This window comes from Streptomyces sp. NPDC029216, assembly GCF_040648015.1.
GTDB lineage: Bacteria > Actinomycetota > Actinomycetes > Streptomycetales > Streptomycetaceae > Streptomyces.
This window is the reverse complement of record NZ_JBEZWL010000123.1, coordinates 1-22,401: the sequence shown is the minus strand read 5'-3', so window position 1 is coordinate 22,401 and position 22,401 is coordinate 1. Positions and strand designations below refer to the sequence as shown.

General features: G+C 68.8%; 26 protein-coding genes and 5 pseudogenes. 15 read left to right on the top strand and 16 right to left on the bottom strand.

All coding sequences use genetic code 11. The annotated features are described in order from the left end of the window. Positions 1 to 267, top strand: a 267-nt coding sequence (locus tag AB0F18_RS30770; protein WP_362066538.1) for a transposase, incomplete at its 5' end; no start/stop codon positions are given. A gap of 269 nt (positions 268 to 536) precedes the next feature. On the opposite strand, the gene AB0F18_RS30765 is transcribed toward AB0F18_RS30770, so the two are convergent. Both AB0F18_RS30765 and AB0F18_RS30760 read right to left on the bottom strand, forming a co-directional pair. Beyond that, positions 537 to 1,202: a hypothetical protein gene (locus tag AB0F18_RS30765; protein WP_362066536.1), complete on the bottom strand. Its 666-nt coding sequence runs from the start codon at positions 1,200 to 1,202 to the stop codon at positions 537 to 539. A gap of 589 nt (positions 1,203 to 1,791) precedes the next feature. Next, a complete protein-coding gene (locus tag AB0F18_RS30760; RefSeq protein ID WP_362066534.1) occupies positions 1,792 to 2,079 on the bottom strand; it encodes a chaplin in 288 nt (95 codons plus the stop codon). A gap of 361 nt (positions 2,080 to 2,440) precedes the next feature. Here AB0F18_RS30760 and AB0F18_RS30755 point away from each other — a divergent pair. Beyond that, positions 2,441 to 2,533: pseudogene (locus tag AB0F18_RS30755) on the top strand (MerR family transcriptional regulator); the annotation flags it as partial. 77 nt (positions 2,534 to 2,610) lie between these two features. On the opposite strand, the pseudogene AB0F18_RS30750 reads toward AB0F18_RS30755, so the two are convergent. Then, positions 2,611 to 2,994: pseudogene (locus AB0F18_RS30750) on the bottom strand (Ku protein); the annotation flags it as partial. A 45-nt stretch (positions 2,995 to 3,039) separates the two neighbouring features. Here AB0F18_RS30750 and AB0F18_RS30745 point away from each other — a divergent pair. After that, the gene (locus AB0F18_RS30745; RefSeq protein WP_362066532.1) at positions 3,040 to 3,228 is read left to right on the top strand and encodes an STAS domain-containing protein; all 189 of its coding nucleotides are present in this window, start codon (positions 3,040 to 3,042) and stop codon (positions 3,226 to 3,228) included. A gap of 1,433 nt (positions 3,229 to 4,661) precedes the next feature. Here the strand turns inward: AB0F18_RS30745 and AB0F18_RS30740 are convergent. Next, complete coding sequence (locus AB0F18_RS30740; protein ID WP_362066530.1) at positions 4,662 to 5,363, bottom strand: transposase; 702 nt, start codon at positions 5,361 to 5,363, stop codon at positions 4,662 to 4,664. Between the two features lie 160 nt (positions 5,364 to 5,523). Here AB0F18_RS30740 and AB0F18_RS30735 point away from each other — a divergent pair, with 160 nt between their 5' ends. Continuing rightward, positions 5,524 to 6,435, top strand: coding sequence for a GNAT family N-acetyltransferase (locus AB0F18_RS30735; RefSeq protein ID WP_362066528.1), 912 nt, complete (start codon positions 5,524 to 5,526; stop codon positions 6,433 to 6,435). A gap of 86 nt (positions 6,436 to 6,521) precedes the next feature. Here the strand turns inward: AB0F18_RS30735 and AB0F18_RS30730 are convergent, their stop codons facing one another. Together AB0F18_RS30730 and AB0F18_RS30725 are read right to left on the bottom strand one after the other, a co-directional pair. Continuing rightward, positions 6,522 to 6,926, bottom strand: coding sequence for a transposase family protein (locus tag AB0F18_RS30730; protein WP_362066526.1), 405 nt, complete (start codon positions 6,924 to 6,926; stop codon positions 6,522 to 6,524). Further along, the gene (locus AB0F18_RS30725) at positions 6,923 to 7,171 is read right to left on the bottom strand and encodes a hypothetical protein (RefSeq protein ID WP_362066524.1); all 249 of its coding nucleotides are present in this window, start codon (positions 7,169 to 7,171) and stop codon (positions 6,923 to 6,925) included. The genes AB0F18_RS30730 and AB0F18_RS30725 overlap by 4 nt, the downstream gene beginning before the upstream one ends. 55 nt (positions 7,172 to 7,226) lie before the next feature. Here AB0F18_RS30725 and AB0F18_RS30720 point away from each other — a divergent pair. Then, positions 7,227 to 7,478, top strand: a pseudogene (locus tag AB0F18_RS30720) (IS5/IS1182 family transposase); the annotation flags it as partial. Positions 7,479 to 7,500: 22 nt separating this feature from the next. Here AB0F18_RS30720 and AB0F18_RS30715 read toward each other — a convergent pair. From AB0F18_RS30715 to AB0F18_RS30700, 4 genes are all read right to left on the bottom strand, one after another. Continuing rightward, positions 7,501 to 7,674 carry a hypothetical protein gene (locus AB0F18_RS30715; protein ID WP_362066522.1) on the bottom strand — a complete coding sequence of 58 codons (174 nt, stop codon included), beginning with the start codon at positions 7,672 to 7,674 and terminating at the stop codon, positions 7,501 to 7,503. A 523-nt stretch (positions 7,675 to 8,197) separates the two neighbouring features. After that, positions 8,198 to 9,091: an IS5 family transposase gene (locus AB0F18_RS30710; protein WP_362066544.1), complete on the bottom strand. Its 894-nt coding sequence runs from the start codon at positions 9,089 to 9,091 to the stop codon at positions 8,198 to 8,200. A gap of 36 nt (positions 9,092 to 9,127) precedes the next feature. Next, complete coding sequence (locus tag AB0F18_RS30705) at positions 9,128 to 10,009, bottom strand: TIGR03620 family F420-dependent LLM class oxidoreductase (protein ID WP_362066520.1); 882 nt, start codon at positions 10,007 to 10,009, stop codon at positions 9,128 to 9,130. Then, the gene (locus AB0F18_RS30700; protein WP_362066518.1) at positions 10,006 to 10,932 is read right to left on the bottom strand and encodes an NmrA/HSCARG family protein; all 927 of its coding nucleotides are present in this window, start codon (positions 10,930 to 10,932) and stop codon (positions 10,006 to 10,008) included. The genes AB0F18_RS30705 and AB0F18_RS30700 overlap by 4 nt, the downstream gene beginning before the upstream one ends. Before the next feature lie 120 nt (positions 10,933 to 11,052). On the opposite strand from AB0F18_RS30700, the gene AB0F18_RS30695 reads away from it, so the two are divergent. Further along, entirely contained in the window at positions 11,053 to 11,640 is a 588-nt protein-coding gene (locus AB0F18_RS30695; RefSeq protein ID WP_362066516.1) for a helix-turn-helix domain-containing protein, read from the top strand. Positions 11,641 to 11,832: 192 nt separating this feature from the next. Here AB0F18_RS30695 and AB0F18_RS30690 read toward each other — a convergent pair whose 3' ends face one another. Then, positions 11,833 to 12,513, bottom strand: coding sequence for an NAD(P)H oxidoreductase (locus AB0F18_RS30690; protein WP_362066514.1), 681 nt, complete (start codon positions 12,511 to 12,513; stop codon positions 11,833 to 11,835). 104 nt (positions 12,514 to 12,617) lie between these two features. On the opposite strand from AB0F18_RS30690, the gene AB0F18_RS30685 reads away from it, so the two are divergent. The 3 genes and pseudogenes from AB0F18_RS30685 (at position 12,618) to AB0F18_RS30675 (ending at position 14,504) form a co-directional block, all read left to right on the top strand. Continuing rightward, positions 12,618 to 13,592 (top strand): AraC family transcriptional regulator, encoded by a 975-nt coding sequence (locus AB0F18_RS30685; protein WP_362066512.1) that lies wholly within the window; start codon positions 12,618 to 12,620, stop codon positions 13,590 to 13,592. Between the two features lie 161 nt (positions 13,593 to 13,753). Beyond that, a pseudogene (locus tag AB0F18_RS30680) lies at positions 13,754 to 14,294 on the top strand (transposase); the annotation flags it as partial. Then, the gene (locus tag AB0F18_RS30675) at positions 14,274 to 14,504 is read left to right on the top strand and encodes a type IV toxin-antitoxin system AbiEi family antitoxin domain-containing protein (protein ID WP_362066542.1); all 231 of its coding nucleotides are present in this window, start codon (positions 14,274 to 14,276) and stop codon (positions 14,502 to 14,504) included. The pseudogene AB0F18_RS30680 and the gene AB0F18_RS30675, both read left to right, overlap by 21 nt. 448 nt (positions 14,505 to 14,952) lie before the next feature. Here the strand turns inward: AB0F18_RS30675 and AB0F18_RS30670 are convergent, their stop codons facing one another. Next, a complete protein-coding gene (locus tag AB0F18_RS30670; protein WP_079431375.1) occupies positions 14,953 to 15,249 on the bottom strand; it encodes a helix-turn-helix domain-containing protein in 297 nt (98 codons plus the stop codon). A 270-nt stretch (positions 15,250 to 15,519) separates the two neighbouring features. On the opposite strand from AB0F18_RS30670, the gene AB0F18_RS30665 reads away from it, so the two are divergent. The 4 genes from AB0F18_RS30665 to AB0F18_RS30650 all read left to right on the top strand — a co-directional run bounded on the left by AB0F18_RS30665 (position 15,520) and on the right by AB0F18_RS30650 (position 17,731). Further along, positions 15,520 to 15,813, top strand: coding sequence for a DUF1330 domain-containing protein (locus tag AB0F18_RS30665; RefSeq protein WP_362066510.1), 294 nt, complete (start codon positions 15,520 to 15,522; stop codon positions 15,811 to 15,813). A gap of 3 nt (positions 15,814 to 15,816) precedes the next feature. Continuing rightward, positions 15,817 to 16,761 (top strand): PhzF family phenazine biosynthesis isomerase, encoded by a 945-nt coding sequence (locus AB0F18_RS30660; RefSeq protein ID WP_362066508.1) that lies wholly within the window; start codon positions 15,817 to 15,819, stop codon positions 16,759 to 16,761. Beyond that, entirely contained in the window at positions 16,740 to 17,078 is a 339-nt protein-coding gene (locus AB0F18_RS30655) for an alpha/beta hydrolase (RefSeq protein ID WP_362066506.1), read from the top strand. Before AB0F18_RS30660 ends, AB0F18_RS30655 begins: the two co-directional genes overlap by 22 nt. Positions 17,079 to 17,182: 104 nt before the next feature. After that, complete coding sequence (locus AB0F18_RS30650) at positions 17,183 to 17,731, top strand: hypothetical protein (RefSeq protein WP_362066504.1); 549 nt, start codon at positions 17,183 to 17,185, stop codon at positions 17,729 to 17,731. Positions 17,732 to 17,980: 249 nt separating this feature from the next. On the opposite strand, the gene AB0F18_RS30645 is transcribed toward AB0F18_RS30650, so the two are convergent. From AB0F18_RS30645 to AB0F18_RS30635, 3 genes are all read right to left on the bottom strand, one after another. After that, the gene (locus AB0F18_RS30645; RefSeq protein ID WP_362066502.1) at positions 17,981 to 18,355 is read right to left on the bottom strand and encodes a hypothetical protein; all 375 of its coding nucleotides are present in this window, start codon (positions 18,353 to 18,355) and stop codon (positions 17,981 to 17,983) included. A gap of 761 nt (positions 18,356 to 19,116) precedes the next feature. Continuing rightward, positions 19,117 to 19,434 (bottom strand): nucleoside triphosphate pyrophosphohydrolase, encoded by a 318-nt coding sequence (locus AB0F18_RS30640; protein WP_362066500.1) that lies wholly within the window; start codon positions 19,432 to 19,434, stop codon positions 19,117 to 19,119. 731 nt (positions 19,435 to 20,165) lie between these two features. Next, complete coding sequence (locus tag AB0F18_RS30635; RefSeq protein WP_362066498.1) at positions 20,166 to 21,050, bottom strand: hypothetical protein; 885 nt, start codon at positions 21,048 to 21,050, stop codon at positions 20,166 to 20,168. A 221-nt stretch (positions 21,051 to 21,271) separates the two neighbouring features. Between AB0F18_RS30635 and AB0F18_RS30630 the strand changes: the two genes are divergently transcribed. Both AB0F18_RS30630 and AB0F18_RS30625 read left to right on the top strand, forming a co-directional pair. Next, positions 21,272 to 21,469: a hypothetical protein gene (locus AB0F18_RS30630; RefSeq protein ID WP_362066496.1), complete on the top strand. Its 198-nt coding sequence runs from the start codon at positions 21,272 to 21,274 to the stop codon at positions 21,467 to 21,469. 2 nt (positions 21,470 to 21,471) lie between these two features. Next, complete coding sequence (locus tag AB0F18_RS30625; protein ID WP_362066540.1) at positions 21,472 to 22,215, top strand: 2OG-Fe(II) oxygenase; 744 nt, start codon at positions 21,472 to 21,474, stop codon at positions 22,213 to 22,215. A 91-nt stretch (positions 22,216 to 22,306) separates the two neighbouring features. Here the strand turns inward: AB0F18_RS30625 and AB0F18_RS30620 are convergent. Then, positions 22,307 to 22,401: pseudogene (locus AB0F18_RS30620) on the bottom strand (transposase); the annotation flags it as partial.

The following is a 22,401-nucleotide window of genomic DNA, read 5'->3' as shown; positions in this document are numbered from 1 at the left end:
TCGAAGGCGATCCGCACCTGGCTGCGGCGCCGCGGCATCAGGCACACCATCCCCGAGCGGGCCGACCAGGTCCGCAACCGGGCCCGCAAGGGCAGGCTCGGCGGCCGCCCTCCGGCCTTCGACAAGGAGGTCTACAAGCACCGCAACGTCGTGGAACGGTGCTTCAACCGTCTCAAGCAGTGGCGAGGTATCGCCACCCGCTACGACAAGACCGCCCAGTCCTACAAGGCAGCCATCACCCTCGCATCGATCCTGATGTGGGCCTGACACTTTGACGACAACCCCTAAGACCAGGACGGCCGGCTGCGTGCGGTCGGCCGCACCGTCCCGCTGCACACGGAGGCGGCCCGCCTGGTCGCCGAGCACCTGACGGCCGCCGACCCCGGACACCCCTGGGAGGGCGTCACATTCGCCGCGACCTGGGGGAGCCGTGACGTCCTGGACGTGCGCCTGGTCCGCCCCGACCTGGTGGCCGAGATCAGCATGTCTCTGCTCTCCGACATGAGCGACCTGGGCTCCTGGCCGGTTCAGTCCAGCTACTCCTCCCGCTGGGCCAGCTGCGTTCGGAGGTGTTCCGGCTGGGACTCGGCCCTCCGCAGGCGGCGCTCCAGCTCCGCCCGGGAAGGCCCTACTGGTGCCAGCTGCTCAACGTGGTCGGCACTACGCGGGACCAGCCAGCCGACCCGCTGGTACGCAACGATCCAGCGGGTGTGAGGGCAGGTGTAGCAGAGTCTTTCCGGACGAGGCAGCGGCCAGCATGCGGCGGTGTGCCCGCGCTCCCGCTCCGATACGAGATCCGGGTTCGCAGCCCACAGGTCCTCGTACTCGGCAGACATCTGCCGCGCTCGAGCCGGATCGGTCAGGACAGCCCCGTCACCGGGTTGCCAGCCAATTGCCGTTGCTACAGCTTCATCGACGTGCCCGCAGTCCAGGCTGACCGTCCAGTACGCGGTGCTGTACGGCTCATTGTGGCGAAGGAGCGACCAGACATCCGCGTCGAGATAGTCAGGCGGCTCCAGGGGGTCGGCAGGAGAGGCAACCTCCCGGCGGCTGCGCCATCCGGTCACCTGACGGTACTCGGCTTCCAGGGCATCGTCGTGAACGCACAGCATCTGCCCGGTCGGCAGCGTATTGCCATACCCATCGCGAATCGCACGCTCACTCGGAGGCCTTTGATCATCCCGGGTGTAGTACTCGCGCACGCAGGAACAGTCCAGCTGAATCTGCCACCGATAGACCACAGCCGGAGAACGACCACAACACCGGATGGACCCGCTCACGTACCTTCGCGATGCTCTTCTCGTACTCGCGAAGCACAGGTCGGGCAGCAGCAGCGGATGCGCTCATGTCCCACCCCCTGGCTTGCGCGGACCAACGTGATCGACCGTAGGGGAGCCGAGGCCCGGGGACGAGGGATATGGGATCGCTTCGCTCAAATGGGGACGGCATACCTTCGACGTATCGGGTCCTTCCAGTCCTCTCTGATAGGGACAAGGAAGAGACTGAGCCCCAGCTGCTCACTCGGGTTCCGGCTCCACATCGCCGCGGGCGCGGTTGGTGACGGCCGCGGTGTAGCTCCTGCTGTGTAGGCCCGCAAGGCTCCCCCTCCCCGGGGGCGGAGCCGTTTCGTTTTCATCGCCGAAACTCCAGCGCACAGCCCGGTACGGGAGCCGGCCTGCCCTTGGACGACGTGGGGGAGGCCGATCGGTACCGGGCTGTGCGCTGCGGCTGGTTCACACGGCGCTCTGGAGTGACTGCGGGAAGTGCGACGGGTCCAGGGTCTGGTGTTTGTCAGTATTCGCCGTGCTGCTGGCCCTTGTAGTGGCCGTCCTTGTGTCCGCTGGCGTTGATGCAGGTGTTGCCGAAGGCGGGGTTGAGGATGCCGACGACGTTGATGGTGTTGCCGCAGACGTTGACGGGGATGTGGATGGGGACCTGGACGACGTTGCCGGACAGGACGCCGGGGGAGCCGATGGCGGCGCCTTCGGCGGTGGCGTCGGCGGCGGCCATGCCGGCCCCGCCTGCCAGGACGGCGCCGGTGGCGGCGGTAAGGGCTACGGCCTTGGCGATACGGAACATCAAAATCTCCTTGCGCTCATGGGTTTGGGGGAAGACAGCACGGACGACGCAGCCCATAACCGCCAGAGCAGCCAGCCCGTCACGGCCGCTGGGCCGAATCGGTGATCTGACACCCTTGCGGCTGGCGAACGGCCCGCCCGCGCCCGCGGGTCTCGTCCTCAGCTCAAAACTGGTAGCGCGTGCATGCTGACGTCGTTGCCGTCGCGGGCCTCCTGCGCGATCTGCTCGACCGTCCCGCCTACCGGTGTACCGATGCCTGCCGGACCGGTCGTGGCCCAACCCTGATCGGCCGGTCCGGCGGCCTCGCCCGTCCCGGCACCTGCCCGGGCGCCTGGAACGGCCGTCATGTCATCCACTACGGATCGCGCTCGAAGACCAGCTCGAGGAAGCCCAGCGCCTCAACGCCGAATACCGCCGCACCGCCGAGTCAGTCAATCCGGGAGCCGGGGCTTGAGCTGGGGCGCGCCTGCCGGGTCACGGCAGGCCGTGCTCTCACGCAGAAGTCGAGTGCAACAGGCCGGCGCGTGAGGGTCAGGCGAGGCGTGAGCCGATCCGGAACCGCATCTCGCCCGCGGCCCGGCGGATCTCCTCGCTCTGGGCGGTGTCATCGAGGAGCCCCAGGAGCACCATCACTGCTCGTGCCTCGTCTGCGCTGATGAGGGCGGCGACCTTCTCCTGGAACGTGTCGTGGAACTCCTCCGGCCTCCACTCCATGGCCAGCGCGTCGATGAGCTGGCGCGCCATGGCCAGTTCCTTCTGCGAGGCCTTGGCCTTGCCGGGCAGGGAGTCGATCTCTTTGCGGGGGTCGCGGATCTCGTCGGCCCAGTGCAGGGTGTGGCAGGTCAAGAGGTCGTTCTCGGCTTTCACGGCGACGAGGTATTCGTGCTGGCGCATCACGAACGTCGCGATGCCGGCCTTCCCCGCCTGCTCCTGTCAGGCAAAGGGCTTCCTCTCGACGTCGTGGTCGATCTGCAGCACCTGTCCTTCTGCGACTCCTCGGGACTCAACGCCCTCCTGGCCGCCCGCACCGCCGCCACCGAAAGCAGCCAGAACCTCTACCTCGCCGCGCCCCGGGAGCAGTTCACGCGCCTGTTGAAGATCACGGGTGCCGGGGAGCTGTTCACCATCGAGACGGTCCCGCCGCTGTGACCCGCCCGCATCGCGCGGCGGCCCCGTACCGCTGCTCCTTCGCGCGGTCGTGCCGGGGCGCCGCACGCGGTTGACCGCGCTGGATGACCGGGTGGGTGTGCCGGGCTGCTGCCGTCGGGTCCGTGCCCGGGGGCGGCGGTATGAGCGCCGCTGCCAGGGGTTCGCCGGACGGCCCCCGGTTCCGGCCGGGGAGGGGGCCGGAGGCGGGGGTGTCCGGGTGCCGTACGGATCCGGGCGGCAGCCCGTCGTGCGGGCGGGCCTTCTGCATGACGCCAGGAGGGAAGGGGGCGGCATGCAGCGGGGCCTGCTCCGGGAGCGCCCCATGCATGGCGGCGCTTTCCGTTGTCTCGCGTCTAACCCGGCCTTCCTCCTTCAAACGCCTTCTTCTCCAAATTTTTTGAGACCACGTCAAGACCTGTGTGGCTGGAGTGGTCGCACGATCGCGCTGCTCCCCTGATGCGTGACGGTCAGGGCCGCGGCGGCAGCGTAGTGCGGTCGGCTCGGTTGGCCGCTGGTGTCAGCGTTGGGCGTCAACTCTCGCCTGCGGATGTCACGCGGGATGCCGAATGCGGTGCTTGTGAGGCCAGCGGGCTGCTGGGCGTGGTTATGGTCGGTTCAGTCCGCGTCGATAGGGCGTGCGCGGGCGAGGCCCGGTGACCAGAGCGCTCTGGCGGCAGTAACACCGGGCCGCCCCACCACCCGTGTGGTTCAGCGCCCGGGCGCTTCGGTGTCCCCGTCCTGGCAGGGCTGTGGTCCTGTGCTCACTGCGCTGGCCAGCGGGGCCGGTATAGGGGTCTGTGCGGGTGGTTCTGGCGGGCGTGGGGTGGGTTCGGGCGTGCGTGTGAACGCCGGATCGGGTGGGATGGGGAGGGGTCCCGCCTGCCGCGTCGGCCTCTCCTCCCTCGGGGTGCTGTCGGCCGGGCATCGGCCGCCGTCACACGTCACCGTCAGCAGCCGCGGCCGACGGCACCTGCTTGACCGGCCCGCTGGCTCTGTGGCGTGCGCGGCCGTTTTAGAGCGGTGTGGGCGCAATCCCCATGGGGCGGCTCCACAGCGGGGGAGATGTGAGGGCCGTAGCCCACTTTGTGTGGGTGCGCCGGCTGCCTGTTGGTCGGGGGCGGGGATGGATCGGTTGGTATCGGTGAAGACTCTCCGCATGCCTGAGGACCCCGAGGAGCTTGTCGACGCCATCGCCGTCGCCGTGGCGGGCGGGCGATGACCGCCGTATCGGCCTTCTGCTCGACCGGTTCAAGGAAGTGGCGGGCCTATCCCACCTGATACGGCTGCGTGAGCGGCTGTGCGGTGCAGGCGGGGCCGCGAGGGTGAGCGCCCGTGGCATCGCGTGGAGCGCGACGAAGACTCGGTGAAGGGTAGGCGCGCGCTGAGCGGAGCCCCTGCGAGAAGGGCTGCCGGCGGCCTGGTAGCGGTAGCGGTTAGGGAAGCCAGGGGCTGTTCCAGTCATCGATCGCCTCCCGCGTGAGGGAAGGTTTCGGCGTCTCGCTCTGGTCGGTGTGGCGGGGCAGCGGGCGGCTGGCGGCCAAGTAGGTGAGGATGTTGTGCCAGGTGTCGTCCGTCTGCCACAGGCGCAGTCGTTCGGCGCAGCGGTGCCATGGCCCGTAGCGGGTGGGCAGGTCGTGCCAGCGCCGTCCGCCTCGCTGCTGCCACAGGATGCCGTTGACGATAGGCCGGTAGTCCGGCCCACCGGGTCCGCAGCGCGGCAACAGCACGCGGATCACGGCCCATTCCCCGTCGTCGAGGTCGTCGCATTCACTCACACCATGACAACGGCTCTCCCTGAAGACCGACACGCCCCCGTCAGCCCCCCGGACAAGCGGCTCCTCAACGGCACGGGCTGGGACACGGCAGGAGCTCGTGGACGGCAGCGAATGCTGATGTCGGTGCATGGCCGGTTCGGGCCGAGCGGCCGCTGCGCGGACGAGCTGGCCGCAGGCGGTGACGGCGGCCGCGCCCAGCTCGGGTGGCGGGCTGGTCAGGACGTCGGCGGCCAGGAGCCGATCAGCGGCCTCGGTCATGCCGACCGCCCGCAGTTCGCGGGCGAGCCGGCCCCAGCTGCCTTCGGAGGGATCGCACATCTTCAGGCAGTGAGTGGTGTGCGTCGTGAAGTAGCAGGTCACGGGCCTGGTGTGCGTCGGCTCCGGGGTACTCATGCTGGTGACGGGCGGGTGACTTCGGTGGAGATCGTCGGTCAGCGGGCGACTTCCCCGTTTGTGAGGACTGCCGCGGCGCCGCCTAAATCCGCTGGCCCCCATCGCCTCGTCCTGCGACAGTGCGAGGATGGACTGGAGAGCCGTATCCCCCGCGGACGTCGACGCCCTCACCGAGTTGCTCGGCCGGGACGAGGAGGCGACGGTCGGCCGCCGCGAGAGCGGGCCGGCGGTGGTGCGCAGCATGCTGGCCGCCCCCGGCCTCGACCTGGCCACCCGCACGTGGGCCGCGTCGGCCCCCGACGGCAGTCTCCTCGGCTTCGCCGCCCTCCACCCCGCGCCCCAGCCGGGCGAGCTGCGCGCCCAGCTGGTCATCGCCCCGTGCCCGGACGCGCCTGCCGTCACCGCCGCGCTCCTGGACCGTCTCGACGCCTGGGCCGCCCACGATCTCCCCACCCACGACATGTCAGTGACGCTCTATCAGCTTCCGGGTTGCCAGCCCCACGACCAGCTCCTCAGCCGCGGCTGGGCCATCGTCCACAGCAGCAGCCGTCTCACCGTCGCTCTGGACTCCCTCGGCCTCCCCGACCACCCGGCATCCAGGGCGCCCACGGTGCGCGCGGCCCGGAACGAGACCGACCTCCGCACCGTCCACTCCGTGCTGAACGAGGCCTTCACCGGCGACCCGGAGCACCCCCACCCGGACTTCGAGGACTTCCACCAGGCCCAGCGCCGACGCGAGGGCTACAACCCCGACTTGTGGCTCCTCGCCGAACTCGACAGCGTCCCCGCCGGCGCCCTCATCGCCCGCGACCCCGTCGACCGTGCCTGGATCGCCTGGTTCGGCGTCCACCCCGCCCACCGCCGCCACGGCCTCGGCGCCCAACTCCTCACCACCGCATTCAGCCTCCTCCACGCCCGCGGCCACCGCACGGTCGGCGTCGACGTGGACACCCACAACACCGGCGCCATGCAGGCCTACACCTCCGCCGGCATGACCCTTCTCGGCGCGGCCGACCAGTGGCGCAGGACCTACGTCTGAACCCGCGCCCTCCCTGCCCCAGGCAAGGGCGACGCCGCCCGTGGCAGGCCCAGGCGAGAGCCAGAACGATCGGTGTAGATCGCCGGTCAGCGGACGACTTCCCGGTTCGTCAGGACGAGCAGGGCCCGCACCAGCGCGGTCGCCCATTTCGGGTCGGTGCGGACCTTGCCGAGGACGCGCCAGTTCTTCAGGTGCGCGAAGCCGTGCTCGACCGGGGCCCGGACCGCGGCCAGCGCTCTATTCGACAGCTTCTGGCCCCTGGTCAGGGGCTTGTTGCGGGCGGCCTTGTAGCCGGTGATCACCGCCGGATCGGCGTCCGGGCCGCTGTCGTCGAGGCCGACGAAGCCCAGGTCGGCGATCGCGCCGAGGCCGGCCGCGCGCAGGTGGGCGGTGAGTCCGTCGTGGCGGCAGGCGGTGATCTCCGAGGTGCGTCCGGGCCTCACCGCGCTCACCCAGACCAGTCGGCCCTTGTCGTCGGTGAGGGCGATCACGAGCAGGCCGTGGCACTTGTGCTTGCCGGAGTCCCCAGGTGCGGGTCGCCGTGACCCCAGCACTGGAACCAGCTGAACGTGCCCACGAGCGTGCCGCGGGTCGCCGAGCGGTAGGAGCGGTCCGCGTAGCCCTTGTCCCCGGCCCGGTTGCCGCAGTGCAGCCGGCCGTCGGAACGGACACCGCACTCGGCGGCGGAGGCCGGAGAGCCGATCGTGGCCAGGGCGGCCGTCAGAGCCGTGGTCATGACAAGGACGGTGAGGCCTGCGCGTGACGCTGGCATGGCCGACCGGCCTGCGCGGCTGGAGATCACCACCCGCAAGCCCGGGAGCAGGGGTTTCACCCCGATCCCGAAACGGTGGGCAGTCGAGCGGACCTACGGCTGGCTCATGCTCCAACGGCGCCTGACCCGCGACTACGAGACCCCGCCCACCCGCTCCGAAGCCCTGGTCAACCTCGCGATGACCGATCTCATGGCCCGCCGTCTCACCGGTGAGAACACCGTCTCCTGGCGCGACCCAACGAAGACCACCAAACGCCCCATCCTGGGATGAAACATTGGAGGAAAACGACCTCTCAGGGGTTGTGGGACATGGTCATCGGAAGGGCCGTGAGCTGCGCGACGACCTTGCCCGGGTCGCCGACGGGGGCGAAGTCGATCGGCTGCTGCAGCTGGTAGACATCGCCCTGCGGGGGGAACACCGTGAGGTTGCCAAGGGTGGCCAGCGTCCTGGTGTTGGACAGCGTCATCGGCCCGTTGGAGCCCGGGAACTTGTCGATGGTGAGGGTGAAGTCGTGGAACAGGGTGTTCTTGTACCTCGGCGGCGTGTTCGAGATGACTTCCAGCAGGCTGAGCGGTGTGACGTCGATGTCGGCCTGCGAGAGCGTGACCTGCCGAGCTCCGGGTGGTCGGCGCTGTACTCCTCACCGATGATCTTCAGTCGTCTTCCGCCGAGATCGTTGTTGAGGTTCGACTCGATGCGGACCCTGATGCCGCCCTTGAAGTCGAGCTGGACCATACCGATCGCGTCGATCTTCAGCGGCACGTCCACGGCGTAGCCGGAGCACGGGATCTCCACCCCGATCGGGGGCAGCTGGCCATCAATATTCATGGGGACATCTCCAGAGCAGGGGGACGCGCCGGGCGACGCGGACATGCCGTGCGAGTGACGGCTTTCCGCACGCTACTGATCACCACAGACTCCCGGCCTGCTCCCGCACCGGGAGACCCCGAAAGGATGAATCCGGTTATAAGGGCGACCGAGGTTAGGCGTCATCTCAGGCGACGTGCAGTTGGGCGGCTCGGCCACCGGTAGAGCTTTCTTGCACGTCGAATTAAGGCGCGCACGGTGACGAACGCGGCGGCGAGGTAGAGGTAGAAGTCGACTATTCGGCCATCGCGTTCGAAGCAGCGGCGGATCTTGCCGTAGCCGTTCATCCAGGATTGGGTGCGTTCAACTACCCAGCGCATGCCGACTTGGATCGGAGCGGGCACGCCCTTGCGTGCGATCTCGCCGATGAGGCCGTGGTCGTCGAGGATCCGGCGGCTGGGCTTGCCGTCGTAGGCCGAATCGAGATGCACGGTGGCATTGGTGGGTAGGTTCCCGACCTGGTGTTTGGCGGCTTCTATGGTCGGTTCGAGCAGGACCGAGTCGTGCCGGTTGGCGCTGGCTGAGGCGAGGCCGAGCGGTATCCCGCCGCCGTCGACCAGGGTGGAACGCTTGAGCCCTTGCTTGGCCCGGTCGACTGGCGACGGCCCTGCCTTGTCCCCCTTGCACGGGGCCTTGGTGTGAAAGCCGTCGACGGACAGCTCGGACAGCTCCAGTCCGATCATCTTGTCGTAGGCGGTCAGCGCGATGCGGTGCAGTTCGTGTGCCAGTCCCAGGTTGCTCCACTCTCTGAGCCTGTTGCGGATGGTCCAGTCCGAGCAGTCGGCGGTGGCGACTCGTTCGTATCCGGAGCCGTGTACCAGCGCTTCGACAACCAGTCCGAACACCATCCTGTCTGGAACGCGTCGGCGGTGGCAGCCCAGCGGATGCGTGGGGTCGAACTCGGGTCGCTCGGGCAGGAGAACCGAGAACTGTTCCCAGAGAGGCTCAAAGAGAGATGACGGACGGAGGGCAAGGCATCTCCTCGGCTTGCTCGGCGAACAGGGCGGCGAGAACAGCAGAGCCGCGCCTGTTCGCCACGTTCCCGGGCCGGGTCAGGGCAGCAGGTGTACTGCGAGTTGCTTCCACTGCTGTGTGGGCGGGGTGTGGGGCGTGGTGGTGCGGAGGTGGAGGCTGACGTGGTCGGCCCCCGCGTCAAGGTGCTCATGGACGCGGCGGGCGATATCCTCGGCGGTGCCGTGGGCCACGAGCGCGTCGACGAGTCGGTCGTCGAGCGAGTCCACGTTCTCGTACCCCAGGTCTGGAAGCAGGGTGCGACGGTTGGGCAGGGCAGCTGCTGCCGTGGTGCGAGCCAGCGCGGCGGTGTGCGAGCGGTCCGGGCCCAGCACGCACAGCTGGGTGACGGCCAGGAGCCCGGTGGGTCCGAGCACTGCTCTGGAGTTGCGGGTGTGTTCGACCGGCATGCCCAACGGGTTTGCGCCCCAGGCTCGTTCGGCGGCGAGTGCGAGCATGCCGGGGTCCAGGGCCGTGAGCACACGGTGGGGCGAGGGGCCCGTGGCTGGCGGCCCGAACGGGGCGGTGTCCAGCGCGTCGAGGTAGGCGCGCATGGTGGGCAGCGGGGGGCCGAAGCGGTGGCCGCGGATATCTTCGGCGAGGCTGGGGTGGCTGTCCCACAGACCGAGCAGGAAGCGTCCGGGGAATGCCTCCTCAAGGGTGCGCTGTGCGGCGGCGGTCGTCACCGGGTCGCGCGCGTAGATGTCCGTGCTGCCGGCTGCCACCACGATCCGGCGGGTCTGCGACAGCAGGATCCCGGCCTGCGCCATCGCTTCCCGCCCCGCTGTCTCGGGGAACCACAAGGCGCCGAAGCCGAGCTCCTCGATCGTGGTCACGGCCTCGCGGACACTGGCAGCCGTGCAGTCGTCGAGTTCGACGGCCCAGATGCCGATACGTCCAAGGTGGGGCCTGTCACCGCTCACGCGCCCTGTCCCTCTGCATCCTGGGCGTTCAGGAATGCCGTGATCTGGGCTGCACCGGTTCGCTCCAGCCAGGTGCGGAAGTCCATCGCGGCGGGGTGGATCCGCCGCATAGCGGTGATGTCGGCGCGGTAACCGCGTTCGTTCAGCCACTCGTGGGCGAACGCGAACTGCTCGTTGACGGCGCGGATCGTTTCTATCGGGATCTGGGCGTACGGAAGCGGACGCCCGATTGCCGTCTCGATGTGCGCGGCGATCTGTACCGGAGTCAGTTCGTCGCCGACCAAGGCCATGGCTCGCCCAATCCACTCCTGGGGCTGGGAGAAGGCCAGGGCGGTAACGAAGCCGACGTCGTTCACGGCCGTGATCTGCAGCGGAACGTCGGGGGCGATACCTGAGACCAGGTTGCCGCCTTGCAGGGCGTATTCACCGGTGTAGTTCTCCATGAAGGACACCGGCCGCACAATCGTGGCGGGCAGGCCGAGCTTCGCGAGGTGCTGCTCGATCTGCCACTTGCTGATCAGGTTCCGGGGCAATGCCTCACGGCCGTGGCGGTCCGCGCCAGCGACCGAGCTGAAGACAAGGTGCCTGATGCCGGCGGTTCGGGCGGCCTCGGCGATGTTCATTCCCCAGCGGACCTCGTCCTCGGCGGAGAAGCCCGCCTCCGTACCGGGTGAACCCACCGTGGGCTGGACGCTGAACAGCCCGTAGGCGCCTTCGGCAGCGTCGACGAGAGAGGAGATGTCCTCCATCTCCGCGCGTACGATCTGCGCGCCGGTGCTCGCCAGGGCCTTGGCCGGCGCGCCGTCCGGATTGCGCGTGAGGGCGCGCACCTGCCAGCCACCGTCGAGCAGATGCCTGGTCACTGCCCGGCCCTGCAGGCCGGTCGCGCCCGTCACGACGACGGTCTTGTCCGTTGGTTCCACTGTTTCTCCTGCATGTCGCACACACCGGGGAGGGGCACACCCATAAATGGGGTGGCCCTCCGGTTAACGCTCGATACGATATGGAGGACCACCCCGGTTAGCAAGCCGTCAGGAGCTCCCGTGTCCCAAGACGCGACCGTGCCGTCCTCGCCCAGGCGTCCCATGCGCGCCGTCGCGCGGCGCAACTATGAACGGATCCTGGCCGCCGCCGGGGCCGCCATTGCCCAGCACGGCGTTGAAGCCTCCTTGGAGGAGATCGCGCGCCATGCCGGGGTCGGCTCAGCCACACTGCACCGGCACTTCCCATCCCGGCAGGCGCTGTTGGAGGCCGTCTTCAGAGACCGGGTGGAGACCCTCTGCGCCAAGGCGCGCGACCTCGCGACCGAGCCTGACCGGGAAGCCGCGCTCGTCACCTGGCTTCACGCCCTCGGGGCACACGCCGTAACCAACAAGGGCCTGGGGGCAGCTCTGATGCCTGGTGCCGGCGATCCGACGCTCGGGGACACCTGCCACACGCTCATCGTGAACGCCGGCAGCGAACTACTCGCGCGCGCTCACCAAGCGCACGCCGTACGCCCCGAGGTCACCATCACCCAGCTGCTCAAACTTGTCGGAGCCATTGCGCTGGCCACCGAACACGACAGTGACGGCGCGGCCGAAACCGACCGCCTGCTGACACTCGTCATCGACGGAGTGCGCCCGCGCTGATGGCGCAGAGAAGATCGTCCGGCATGACAGGCGAGGACCAGTAGAGCATTTCCATCGCCATGAGAGGTCGTTAAGTCCGTTTCTGGTAGAGAGCCCCGTCCGGCCCGCATCGCCGCTTCGTCGATGCGGGCCGTCGTGTCGATCAGGTTGGGGCTGAGTAGCACCTGGCAGCGCGGGATCCTGCGCCCGTCATCAGGCCGCCACCAGTTCCGCCGTAAGGAACCCTTCCACGGCCTTCCGCGCGCGGCGGTCGAACTCGGCGTACTGCGCCTCGCGCTCGGCTCCCGCAACCGCGTCGCCGACCAGCAGATTGCCCTCGGCATCAATGCGCTGCGGGCGCTCCTCGGCGTCGGGGAGCAGGGCGACTGAGGAGTAGGAGAATCCGCAGTAGTAGGCGATGCCCTCGCTCAGGTTGGTCTCCAGCACGGTCTGCATTCCCTCTGTGATGGGGTCGTCGGAGGTGGCGCCGGCCAGGCCCAGCCACAGCATGCGCTTGCCCGCTAGGCGGGGCTTGCTGCGGCCGTAGGCGAATCCGTAGTTCCACACGCGATCGATCCAGCCCTTGAGGAGGGCGGGCACGCTCTGCCAGTACACGGGGAACACAGCGACGACGACATCGGCGTCGAGAACACGCTGCATATGGGCCTGGACTTCGTCCGAGTACGGCTTCTCCCGGTTGGCCCAGTCAGGCTGGTCCGCCACGTTCATCCGCGGGTCGAACCCTTCGGCGTGCAGGTCGAGCAGGTCGACGCGGTATCCGGCGGTCTCGAGTCGCGCGGCGGTACGGCGGGCGGTGTGCGCGGTGAGGGAATCGGCCCGATGGTGTGCGATGACGACAAGGGCGGTCCTGGCAGCGCTGCTGCGGTGCGACACGGTTTCTCCTGGCTGGTCTCGGTCAGTTCGACCAGTCCAGTACACCCGTGATCAATTAGATGATCCATGGGAGAAACGCTCCGCTGCATAGGAGTTCGTCTACGATGACATCCGTGGACCCTTTGAGTGCGCTGCTCAGTGGCATCCGGGCCGAGGGCTCGGTCGTCAGCCACGCCGTGCTGGAAGCGCCCTGGACCATCCGCTTCGCCGACGGCGCCCCGCTCACGATGGTCAGCGTGTTGCGGGGCGGTGGCATCCTGCTGCTGCCCGACGGTGCCGAACAAGCGGTCGGCGTCGGCGACACGGCCATCGTGCGCAGCCCCGACACATTTCACCTCGTAGACCAGCCGGCCACCCTCGACCGCCCACACATCGAGTACGAAATCGCGTGCTTCGCAGCGGATGCCGAATGCACTGCCCAAGACCTCGGCGGCATCCGCTGGGGCAACGAACCGGACGGAGTAACCGCACTGATCGTGGGCGCCTACCGCGCCTCGGGCCATCGCCATGAACGACTGCTCCGCGCGTTGCCGCCCGTACTCGTGATCAACGAGGGCACAGAGGTCTGCGCCTGGCTGGAGACGGCCGCGGCCGACGCCGCCCTGCGCTCGGCCGGCTCCCAGGCTCTGATGGACCGACTGCTGGACTGGGCCCTGGTGTGTACGCTGCGTACCTGGTTCGACCGGGCGGGTTCGGAAGCCCCCGACTGGTACCGCGGCCTGGCCGACCCGGTCCTCGCCCCCGCCCTCGAAGCCTTCCACGCCCGGCCCTCCAAGGGATGGACGGTAGAGGCGCTCGCCACCGAATCCGGTGTCTCCCGAGCGCTGTTCGCCAAACGCTTCACCGAGGTGATGGGTCGCCCGCCGCTGACCTACCTCACCGAATGCCGTATGGACGAGGCCGAGGCACTCCTGTCCGACACCGACTCCTCCATCGCTCTGATCGCCAAGTCTGTCGGCTACGCCGATGCCTTCGGCTTCAGCGCCGCCTTCAAACGCCATCGGGGCGTGAGCCCCAGCGCCTTCCGCGCCGCAACAGCCCCTGAAAGGGCGCTACGTCCCTTCCCTCTCGGTTCATGATCGCTCGTTCGTGGTACTGGTCGTCGTGCGGCCCAACTGATCGGCATATTCATGCCGAGAGGGCGTTAAGTCCCGTTCGGGATGGTCTGATGCCGCCCGTTCGTGGGTGATGGGACAGTTCCGTCCTCATGTCATGTCGTGTGCATGATGGGGTCGCGGGCATGGAACGGATGCCGTTCGCAACTGACTTGTCCGACGAGCAGTGGTCGTTGATCGAGCCGCTGGTCACCGCGTGGAAGCAGGAGCGGGTGGCGCGGTCGACGACCGGGGGCCGGGCTCCTGCGACCTGCGCGAGGTCGTGAACGCGCTGCTCTTCCAGAACCGGACGGGCTGTCAGTGGAGGCTCCTGCCGCACGACCTCCCGGCCTGGTCTCCGGTGTTCTACTACTTCACCCTGTGGTGCCAGGACGGCCTTGACCAACGGATCCAGGAGATCCTGCGCTGCCAGGTGCGGGAGCGGGCCAGACGATTAGAGGACCCGTCCCTGGTGATCACCGACACCCAGTCCGTCCGCGTGGCGGCCGGGGTGCCGAAGACGACGACGGGACTGGACGCGAACAAGAAGACGCCCGGCAGGAAACGCGGGCTCGCCGTGGACGTTTGGGCCTGAGCACCGGCGTGGTGGTCTTGCCCGCCTCCGCGCACGACAACGAGGCCGGCATCGCCCTCCTGGACCAGGCGGTGGAGCGGTGCGGGCTGCGCGCCGCGCAGAGCGCCACCGTCTACCAGCGCATCGTGACCGCCTTCAACGAGTACCCCGGGAAGGTGTTCCGCGTCCGCGATCTGTACGAACACCTTGGCTTGCCCACCGACGAGCCCTCGATCAACGTCACCCGCTCCCGCCTGGGCCGACTCGTCCGCCAAGGGCTCCTCGAACAACCCGGACACGGCCAATATCAGAAACGGACTTAACGCCCTCTGAGATCCCTGGGCTTCCGCAACCCTCGGACCTATCCTCGGTCGCTCTTAATCCAGTGTCACCTTGACGAGCCGAAGGCAGTAAACGTCGAGGTTATGTGCAGGCCCGGAGGCAGGTGCCCCCGGCCCGCTGCTGCGCCCCGCTGCCTGTGGGGCCGGCCGATGTGGTCACGGGCTTTGGCGAGGAGGCGTTCTGCGGTGCGGGTGCTGACGCCGTACCGGGCGGCGAGGGGCCGGCGGTGACGGCGGGCCGTCCCCGTGCCGCGCCGCGTCCAGGGCGGCGGCCATCTCGGCAGACGGAGACCCCCGCAACGCCTGGGCGTCGCCTTCACCCCTCTGCGCGGCGACGGGCCAGCGAGCGAGGCTCTCTCGCAGGCCGCGTGAGGCCGTGTCCCGAGTCGGCGGCCGTCACATCACCGCTTCACCTGGTCGGAGGTGACCTTCACGTCTCCGCGGGCTCCTGATCGTTGTGTTCGCGCTCCTGCGCCCAGGTGGTCGCCCATTCGTCGAGCGGACGAAGGGCATCACGGAGTGCTGTCCCCAGCCGAGTGAGCTCGTAGCCGTCGGCCGAGGGGGCGATGATCCCGCTCGATGCGAGTTCGCGGAGCCGCTGGTAGAGGACGCTGGATGACAGCCCTTCGCACCGTGCCAGCAGCGCGCGGGCGCCGAGCGGACCCGCACGCAGTTCCCAGAGAATTCGCAGCGCCCACCGACGGCCGAACAGGTCCATCGCGGCCATGAGGGGACGGCCGGTCGTCGATCCACGAACCGGTGTTCCTGGGCGCGGTGTCGGCATGGCCCCTCCTTGCGTTTCGTTATTCGAAACACTAGCATCCATCCCGGCGTTTCTGATTTCGAAACGAACTCGACGGGAGAGCCGATGTCGCAGACAGCCCTGCTGGAACCGCAGTGCACCGACCAGGCCGGCGCACTGCTCGCGCTCGCCCGTCGACACTCGTCCGAGACCAACCCGTAAGTCGGATGCACTCATCCCAACACTGGAGGTTCCATGCCCAAGGGCTACTGGGTCAGCGTCTACCGCACCATTGCAGATCCTGAGAAGCTGGCCGCTTACAACAAGCTGGCCCGCCTGGCCGTCGAGTCCGAGGGCGGCCGGACCATCGTCCGTGGCGGTCGGGTCGTGGCGCATGACGCCGGAATCGCCGAGCGCACCGTCGTGGTCGAGTTCGACAGCTTCGAGCAGGCCGTCGCGGCGCGCGAGAGTGCGGCCTACCAGGAGGCGCTGGTCGCCCTCTCCGACGGCGTCGAGCGCGACTTCCGCATCGTCGAAGGCATCGACTGACCGATGTCCTGGCCGGATGTCACGGTGGTTGATGCGTGCGTGCGTGCGTGCGTGCGGCGCGACGGCCGGGGCGGTAGCCCGACGGCCGTCACCGACGACGACCCGGCGGCGACGGACGCGGATCGGCGTGCGGTCGCTGCTGCGGCCGGCACCTCGCACGCGGCGTTCCTCGGCCCGGGGCGGACGCCGGACGGTGGCCGCTCAGTCCGGTTCTTCACCGCCACCGCCGAACTGTCCGGCTGCGGTCACGGCACCGTTGCCGCGCAGGCCGTCCGGTTGACCCGCACCGCGCTGGGCGAGCTGAACGACCGCCAGCACGCCGGCGGGCGCACGTTCGGCACCGCCGCGATCCGCCGCCCCGCCGACGTCGAGGTGCGGTTCGACCAGGGCCTCGTCGCGCTGCGTCACCCGGCACCGGACGAGCGCGCCGCAATCGTCGCCGCGCTCGGACTCACGGCGGACGATCCGCATCCGACCGACGCGCCACGGATCGCCGCGCCCGGCGCACCACGCATGCTGGTACCGGTCCACGACCGGTCGGCGCTGCTCCGATTCCGCCCACATCTCGGCAGGCTGGCAGCGGCGTGCTGGCGGTACGGGCTCCTCGGCTGTTTCGTGTACGTAGCGCCGGTGGGCGACCGGCCGGGTGCGGCGCGGATGTTCGCGCCGGCGATCGGTGTCGACGAGGACGTCGCCAACGCCAACAGCACCGGCTGCCTGGCCGCCCACCTGCTCGACACGACAGGGGCGCAGATGGTCGCGATCGAGGTGGAGCAGGGCGACACCCTCGGTCGACCGGCCAGCGTGCTCGCTTCGGCCCGACGCGGGCCGGCGGGCATCACGACCCGGGTCGGCGGGCTAGCGGTGGTCCGCGACGGAGCGCCTACTGGGTGCGCCGGAGCGCGGCGGACAGCGCCGCGTACCCGATGGCCGGGGCCCGTGAGCTGACCTTCGCCTCGGTCTGCGCCGCCTGGCCGCGCTCCCGGGCGCCCCGGGTGGAGGTCACCGGGCGCGGGCTGCCGCCGGTCATGATGCTCAACTCACTGCACGACCCGGCCACTTACCGCGAGGGTGCGCTGAGGGCCCACCGGGGGACGGCCGGATCCCGGCTGATCACCGTCGGCGGCGGCGACCACGGCGTCTACCAGTCGCACAACCCCTGCGTGGACGCGTACGTCGAGGGCTTCCTCGTCGACGGCCGGATGCCGGCCGGGGACGCCTCCTGCGAGGGCAGGCCGCTGCCCGGCCCGGCCGCCGGGCGGTAGGTCGTCTCTTTCGGGTCCTGCCGGTCAAGTCGGCGTCGTTCGGTGCCGTGCATCGGCGCGGGTCGGGCAAGATCGGGAAGAGACGACCTGGTCGAAGGAGAACCGTGAAGCTGTCGTTCGAGAAGCCCCCGGCATACGATCTGGGATCTGATGCCGACCTCGGCATGTGGCTGGCGGAGTGGGGCGAGTACGCGGACCGGATCGTCCACCTCGGTCCCGACGACGGCCGCAGCCACGGACAGCTGTGCTGGGACGTCCTGGCGCCCACGGGACTGCTTGCTCCGGACTGCGGCCGTTGCGACCACGGGCACGGCGGCCCGCGCTCCCCGGACCAGATGGAAGCCGCGCTGGCCAGGCGGATTCCCGCGGACGAGGTGCTGTCCTGGACGACAGCCACGCTGGTTCGCCCCCTCGCTTACCGCGGCGGTGGTGCCGGCGGGGCGATGCGCCGCCTGGCCGAGGCCATCGCCGGTGGGCTGGCGGAGCTGTTGGGGCCGGACGCCGACTGGCGTGCCAACGGCCATGCCGCCTACCGGGAGGCGGCCCTGGGCAACGTTACGTGGACACCGGTCACCGAGGCCACCTTTGACGCGGCCGTGGTGGGAATCGGCAGTGGGCGAGCCGTGGTCGTCGTCGCCACGGACGAGGACTGAGGCGGCAGGAACGTTCCGGCACGGCGGCTGCGCTCGTACTGCGGGCTGGTCAGGTCAGAGACACGCCTGCAAAGCCAACCGCGCTCTGCCCGGCCCGCCGAACCGGCTGCCGACCGGATCTGCGCTGGGCCAGCACCGCCAGCGGCGCCGCCCCGCAGGCCGGCCGGCAGGGCCGCACGCGGTGCGATCTCGCGCTGCTACCCGTGGATCACACGTGACCCACGCCCTTCGTGGCCAGGTCGCACTGGCCTAGTAGCCGGTGACGTAGGTCCAGTCGCCGCTCTGGGAGTACGGGACGTTGACGTGGGTTCCCCAGCTGTAGTTGTTCTGGCAGTTGTAGCTGTTGTATGCCTTGACCGTGAGGTCGCCCCGCCACCACCAGCCGGAGATGTAGGTGGTGCTGCCCGAGTTGATGTTGAAACAGCCGAGGCTCTCCTCGCCGTTCTGGTTGTATCCGTAGAGCTCGATCGAGTGCCGGTAGCCGGGCGTCGCGTGGTCCGTGTAGGCGATTTGCTGCCCGCTGGAGCCGGCGGAGGCCGTACCCGCGCCCACGAAGACTCCGGTGGCGGCCAGGGCGAGGCTGCCGGCGGCTGCGGCGGCGCGTGCCGCGATGTTCTTGGACATACGAGAATGTCCCCCGTTCGCTCGATGGCATCGTGTGTCCGGAGAACTTGTTGATCCCCGAACGATTCATGATCAGGGTACTCGTTCGCATCGATGCTTCAACTACGTTTTTTCGAAGGGGAGTTGGGGCCGAAGCCGCGTGCGGGACCGCCTCGGGCCGAACACCGGGATCAGCCTGGGTACTCGCGGCCGCTCTCGTAGGGCCGCTGTCGGTTGCGCGGTCTCGTTGCGCCGGCCGAGGGCGCTGGGCACGGTACCGTCGTGCCCCCGGGGGCCGTCACTCCTGGGCGCGGCCTTGTCGGGGATGCCGCTTGCGTGTCAGCGGTCTCTCAGACGCTGACGGGTTCCTGGCAGGCACCGGGTGATCACCGGGGGTCGCAGTGGGGCCCTGGCCGGTCGGCGGGCGGAGTGGGCCGCACGCCGCTGACAGCTTACGGACGCTCGTGCCGCCCGGTACGGATCGGGGCCTGCGCTTGGAGGTGCTGTGCACCTCGGGTGCCGGGCCAGTTCCCTGCCGCTCGACCCTCGGCCAGCCACTGCTCCCTGGCGGCCTGGCGGCCTGGCGGTCGCCGCACCCCGCGATCGTGGGAGCCGTGAAAGACGACCTGCCCGAGACGCAGGCGGGCCCGCTGGTCGGCTCCCACCAGTGGCCCCTGCCGGCCCATCGCCGTGAGGGCGGCCGGGCTGTCCCTGCCCGGGGTGAGCCACATCATGCCGGCCAAGCCCGAGCTCTAGAGGTGTTGCGGAACCGGCACCGCAGGTCAGCGGTTGCCGGTCCAGACGATGCGCTCCGAGAACCCGCCCCGCTCCGCGGCCTTGGTTGCCCGGAGCTTCTCCAGCTGAGCGGGATCCACCCCGAGGTCGGCCGCGAGCGCGAAGGCGACCTTGAGGACATCCGCGAGCTCCTCGGGGGCGTGGGTCTCGTCCGCCTCCATGTACTCCGCGACTTCCTCGGCGAGCTTTGCGCGGAGCCGCTGCCGGTACTCGGCCGGGCCGGCCACGTAGGTCTCCGGCTCGGCGCCGTCCGCGCGGATGATCTGAGGAATCCGGTCCCGTACCAGCTTGCCTTCCGTGAGCACGTACTCGCCCGCACCAGTTCGCCCTTCGCCGGCCGCAGCCGGTCCCGTGTTGTTCGAGCGTAGAGATGGCGCCTCGTCTGCCGCCATCGGAACCAGGAATCCCACCCGAAGCGGTCAGTCCTTCGTCAGGAGCGCCCTGCTCAGGACGGAGTCAACCGCTGAGTCGGCCCCGATCGTGACAAGCAGGTCGAAGTCGATCCGCTCTGAGCGCCTGTGGAGCAGCGAGTCCAGGTAGCCCACCCTGAGGCTCCGGTGCCCAGCACGCTGGCGGGCGGGTCACCTGGGTCTGGTTCAGGCGGACTTCGTCCTGACGGTCCTGGGCGGCCTGGCAGGCGTGGCCGCCTTGTGCCAGGGGGCGCTCTGCCGGCCGGATCCCACTCCGCCTCCCACAGGCCGGCTGGTCGCGCCCTCCCAGGTGGTACAGGCGGCACGCCGCGAGGACGTCAGTCAGCACGCCGCCGCCGGAGCCCCGGAGGTCGAGCATGATCGAGCCCACCGGATCTTCCGACCCGATGTTGAGTTCGACGGACCAAGTCGGGCCGGAAAGCTCGCCCCAGGCTGGGTCCGAGAGGTCAGCTTCGGGGCAAGCTTGAGTGACAGCTGTGCGTACGTCGTCGCGTCGGCCGAGCGGCTCCGGGGTGTAGTCAGCGGGCCGACGTCCCAAGTGCCCATGGTCGCTCCTGATCACGATTGACCGGGGCATCCTGGTCGTGGAGGGAGCGCGGGCCTGGTCAAAACACGTCGGTGGTCCACAGGCGGTGCATATCCCATGCGATGTTCAGGGATTCCTTGGCTCCCTGATGCCATGCGAGTTGTGCGGTGTCGTCCGGCACGGTGTGAAGGGCCGCGAGCACGTCGGCCGGCACCCATGCTCCTCCCCAGTCGCCCAGCCAGGTGTGCAGCGTCTTGGCGGGTCGCGGGGGCCACGGGACGTCGTAGCCCTTGCTCCGGAGAATCTCCAGAGCGGTATCGCGCTGAAGCCTCATCAGGTGTTGTGGGGAGAAGATTCCGTAAGCATCCAGATGGATTCTGTTCCCGTGCAGGTATGCCTCCCATGCCGCCTCCGCTGTGGACTGGTTGCGCCAATCGACCACAGGTATCTCCACGGAGGGCCGCGCAGCCCACGGGCCGGCGGTCCTCGCGCGTACCTCCTGCGGTGCGGATCCCACCACGGTGAATGCGAGCTGGTGGCCCGGGACAGGGAGCTCGATGGTCTGTCCCGTCCCGCTCGTCCAGCTGGTCGTCATTCCCGTCGCGATCCGGACGGTGTATTCGCCATCGTCAAGCCCCTGATGCGCATCGAAGCGAGGGTCGTCGCGCAGCTCGGCCGGCACGCTGTTGCTCCCGAAGGAGTTCCGGATCGGAGGGCACCCCGTCGCGGAAAGGATCTCGAAGTCGTAGTTGCCCGGACTGCCCAGGTCGCGGCCGAGTTTGTAGGACAAGTCCCGACAGGCAACACCGTCCCTCACCACGTACGTCCTCCAGGTCAGCGCGCAGGTGACGAACTTGCGACCCTCAGACGCAGGAACCCGCACCTCCAAGCGTGTCTCCATTAGGTGCATGCCGTCCTGAGACACCGTCTCCACCCACTCGGTGCGGATCCGCCCGTTGACCATGCTGCTCCCCTGTCCCGCCGCAAAATGCGAGGTGGCCAGGATAGAACGCTCGTTGAGGCGCTGCCGGTCGGCGATACCGGAGGCCAGGCCGTTGTCCGGCTCGCTGGCCTACCGCGCATCGGTAGTCCCATGAGCCGTCCCCGCCCCGCCTCCCGGCCCCTTCCGCCGCGTTGGGTACGTCCCGCTTGCTTCGGGGTTCACCACGACCTAATCTCGTCATCATGACGATAACCGCCCAGCGGTCCCCGCTCCCTGCAGGCATCGACTTCACGGGCCGCGAGTCCCTCCACGGATTCAACGCGCACAAGTACGTGGCCAGCAGTCCCGCCATTCGCCTCAATGTGCTGCCCGCGACTGTTCCGGGCGGTTGGGTCCACAGCGACGGTGGTATCGACGATGACCTCAGGACGGAGAAGTGAGCATGTTCGAAATGCCGGTAAATCCCTTTGAGCTCTCCGAAGAAACGTTGAGTCGAATATCTGCCGATGACTCATGGGCCCCGATCGAGTCGGAGCTCCCAAACGTCGATGCCAGGGTGATTAGCCACTTCCTCACTCCGGCTGAAGTGCAGGTATTTGCGGCCGAACTGGCTGCCCAGCGCTTTGTGCCGGTGGGCCGAGACGGCATTGCCGCCAACTATACAGAGGGAGATCCGGTCGGCCATCTCCGTGCCACGGCTGACTCCAGAGCTTTGGCGGCAGAGTTCTACCGCAGGCTACAGAAGTTTCTGTCGTTTGAAGTGGGATCGGATGATCCGACGGATTCAGACGGAAGACCCTGGAAGCCGGCGGCCGTCAATCCGCGTATGCGCTTCATCACGTACGAACACGGAGGACTTCTTGTCCCGCACTACGATTCACCCTATTTTGCCCCTGACGGAAGGCGAACTCTCCTGACGGTCGTCGTCTACCTGTCGTATGAGGCAGTGGGCGGAGAAACGCGGTTCATCGCCGACAAGCAGAACGATATTCCCTTTGCGCAACGCGACTTCTCGGACTGGCCCCGGCCCGCAAAGCCTGAGGAGATATTGAGCATCCACCGCCCCGAACCGGGCGATGCGCTCCTCTTCTGGCATCGGACGCTTCACGACTCGGCCCCGATTCTTGAGGGCACGAAAACAATTCTCAGAACCGATGTGCTCTACGAGCCCATGGATGTGCCGTGAGCAACAGCAAGCCAACCGTCGCGCAGGAGGGCCCACGTGGTACGCGCATCCTCCATGGCCGTGTCGGCGAAAGGGGGCAGCACATGCCGTGCTCCAGGGCGGACTCCAGCAGCCGCTTCGTCAGCTGCTGGAGCAACCCGCCCTCCCCGGTCAGCTGCAGGCCCTCGGCCTGGGCACGGGACACCA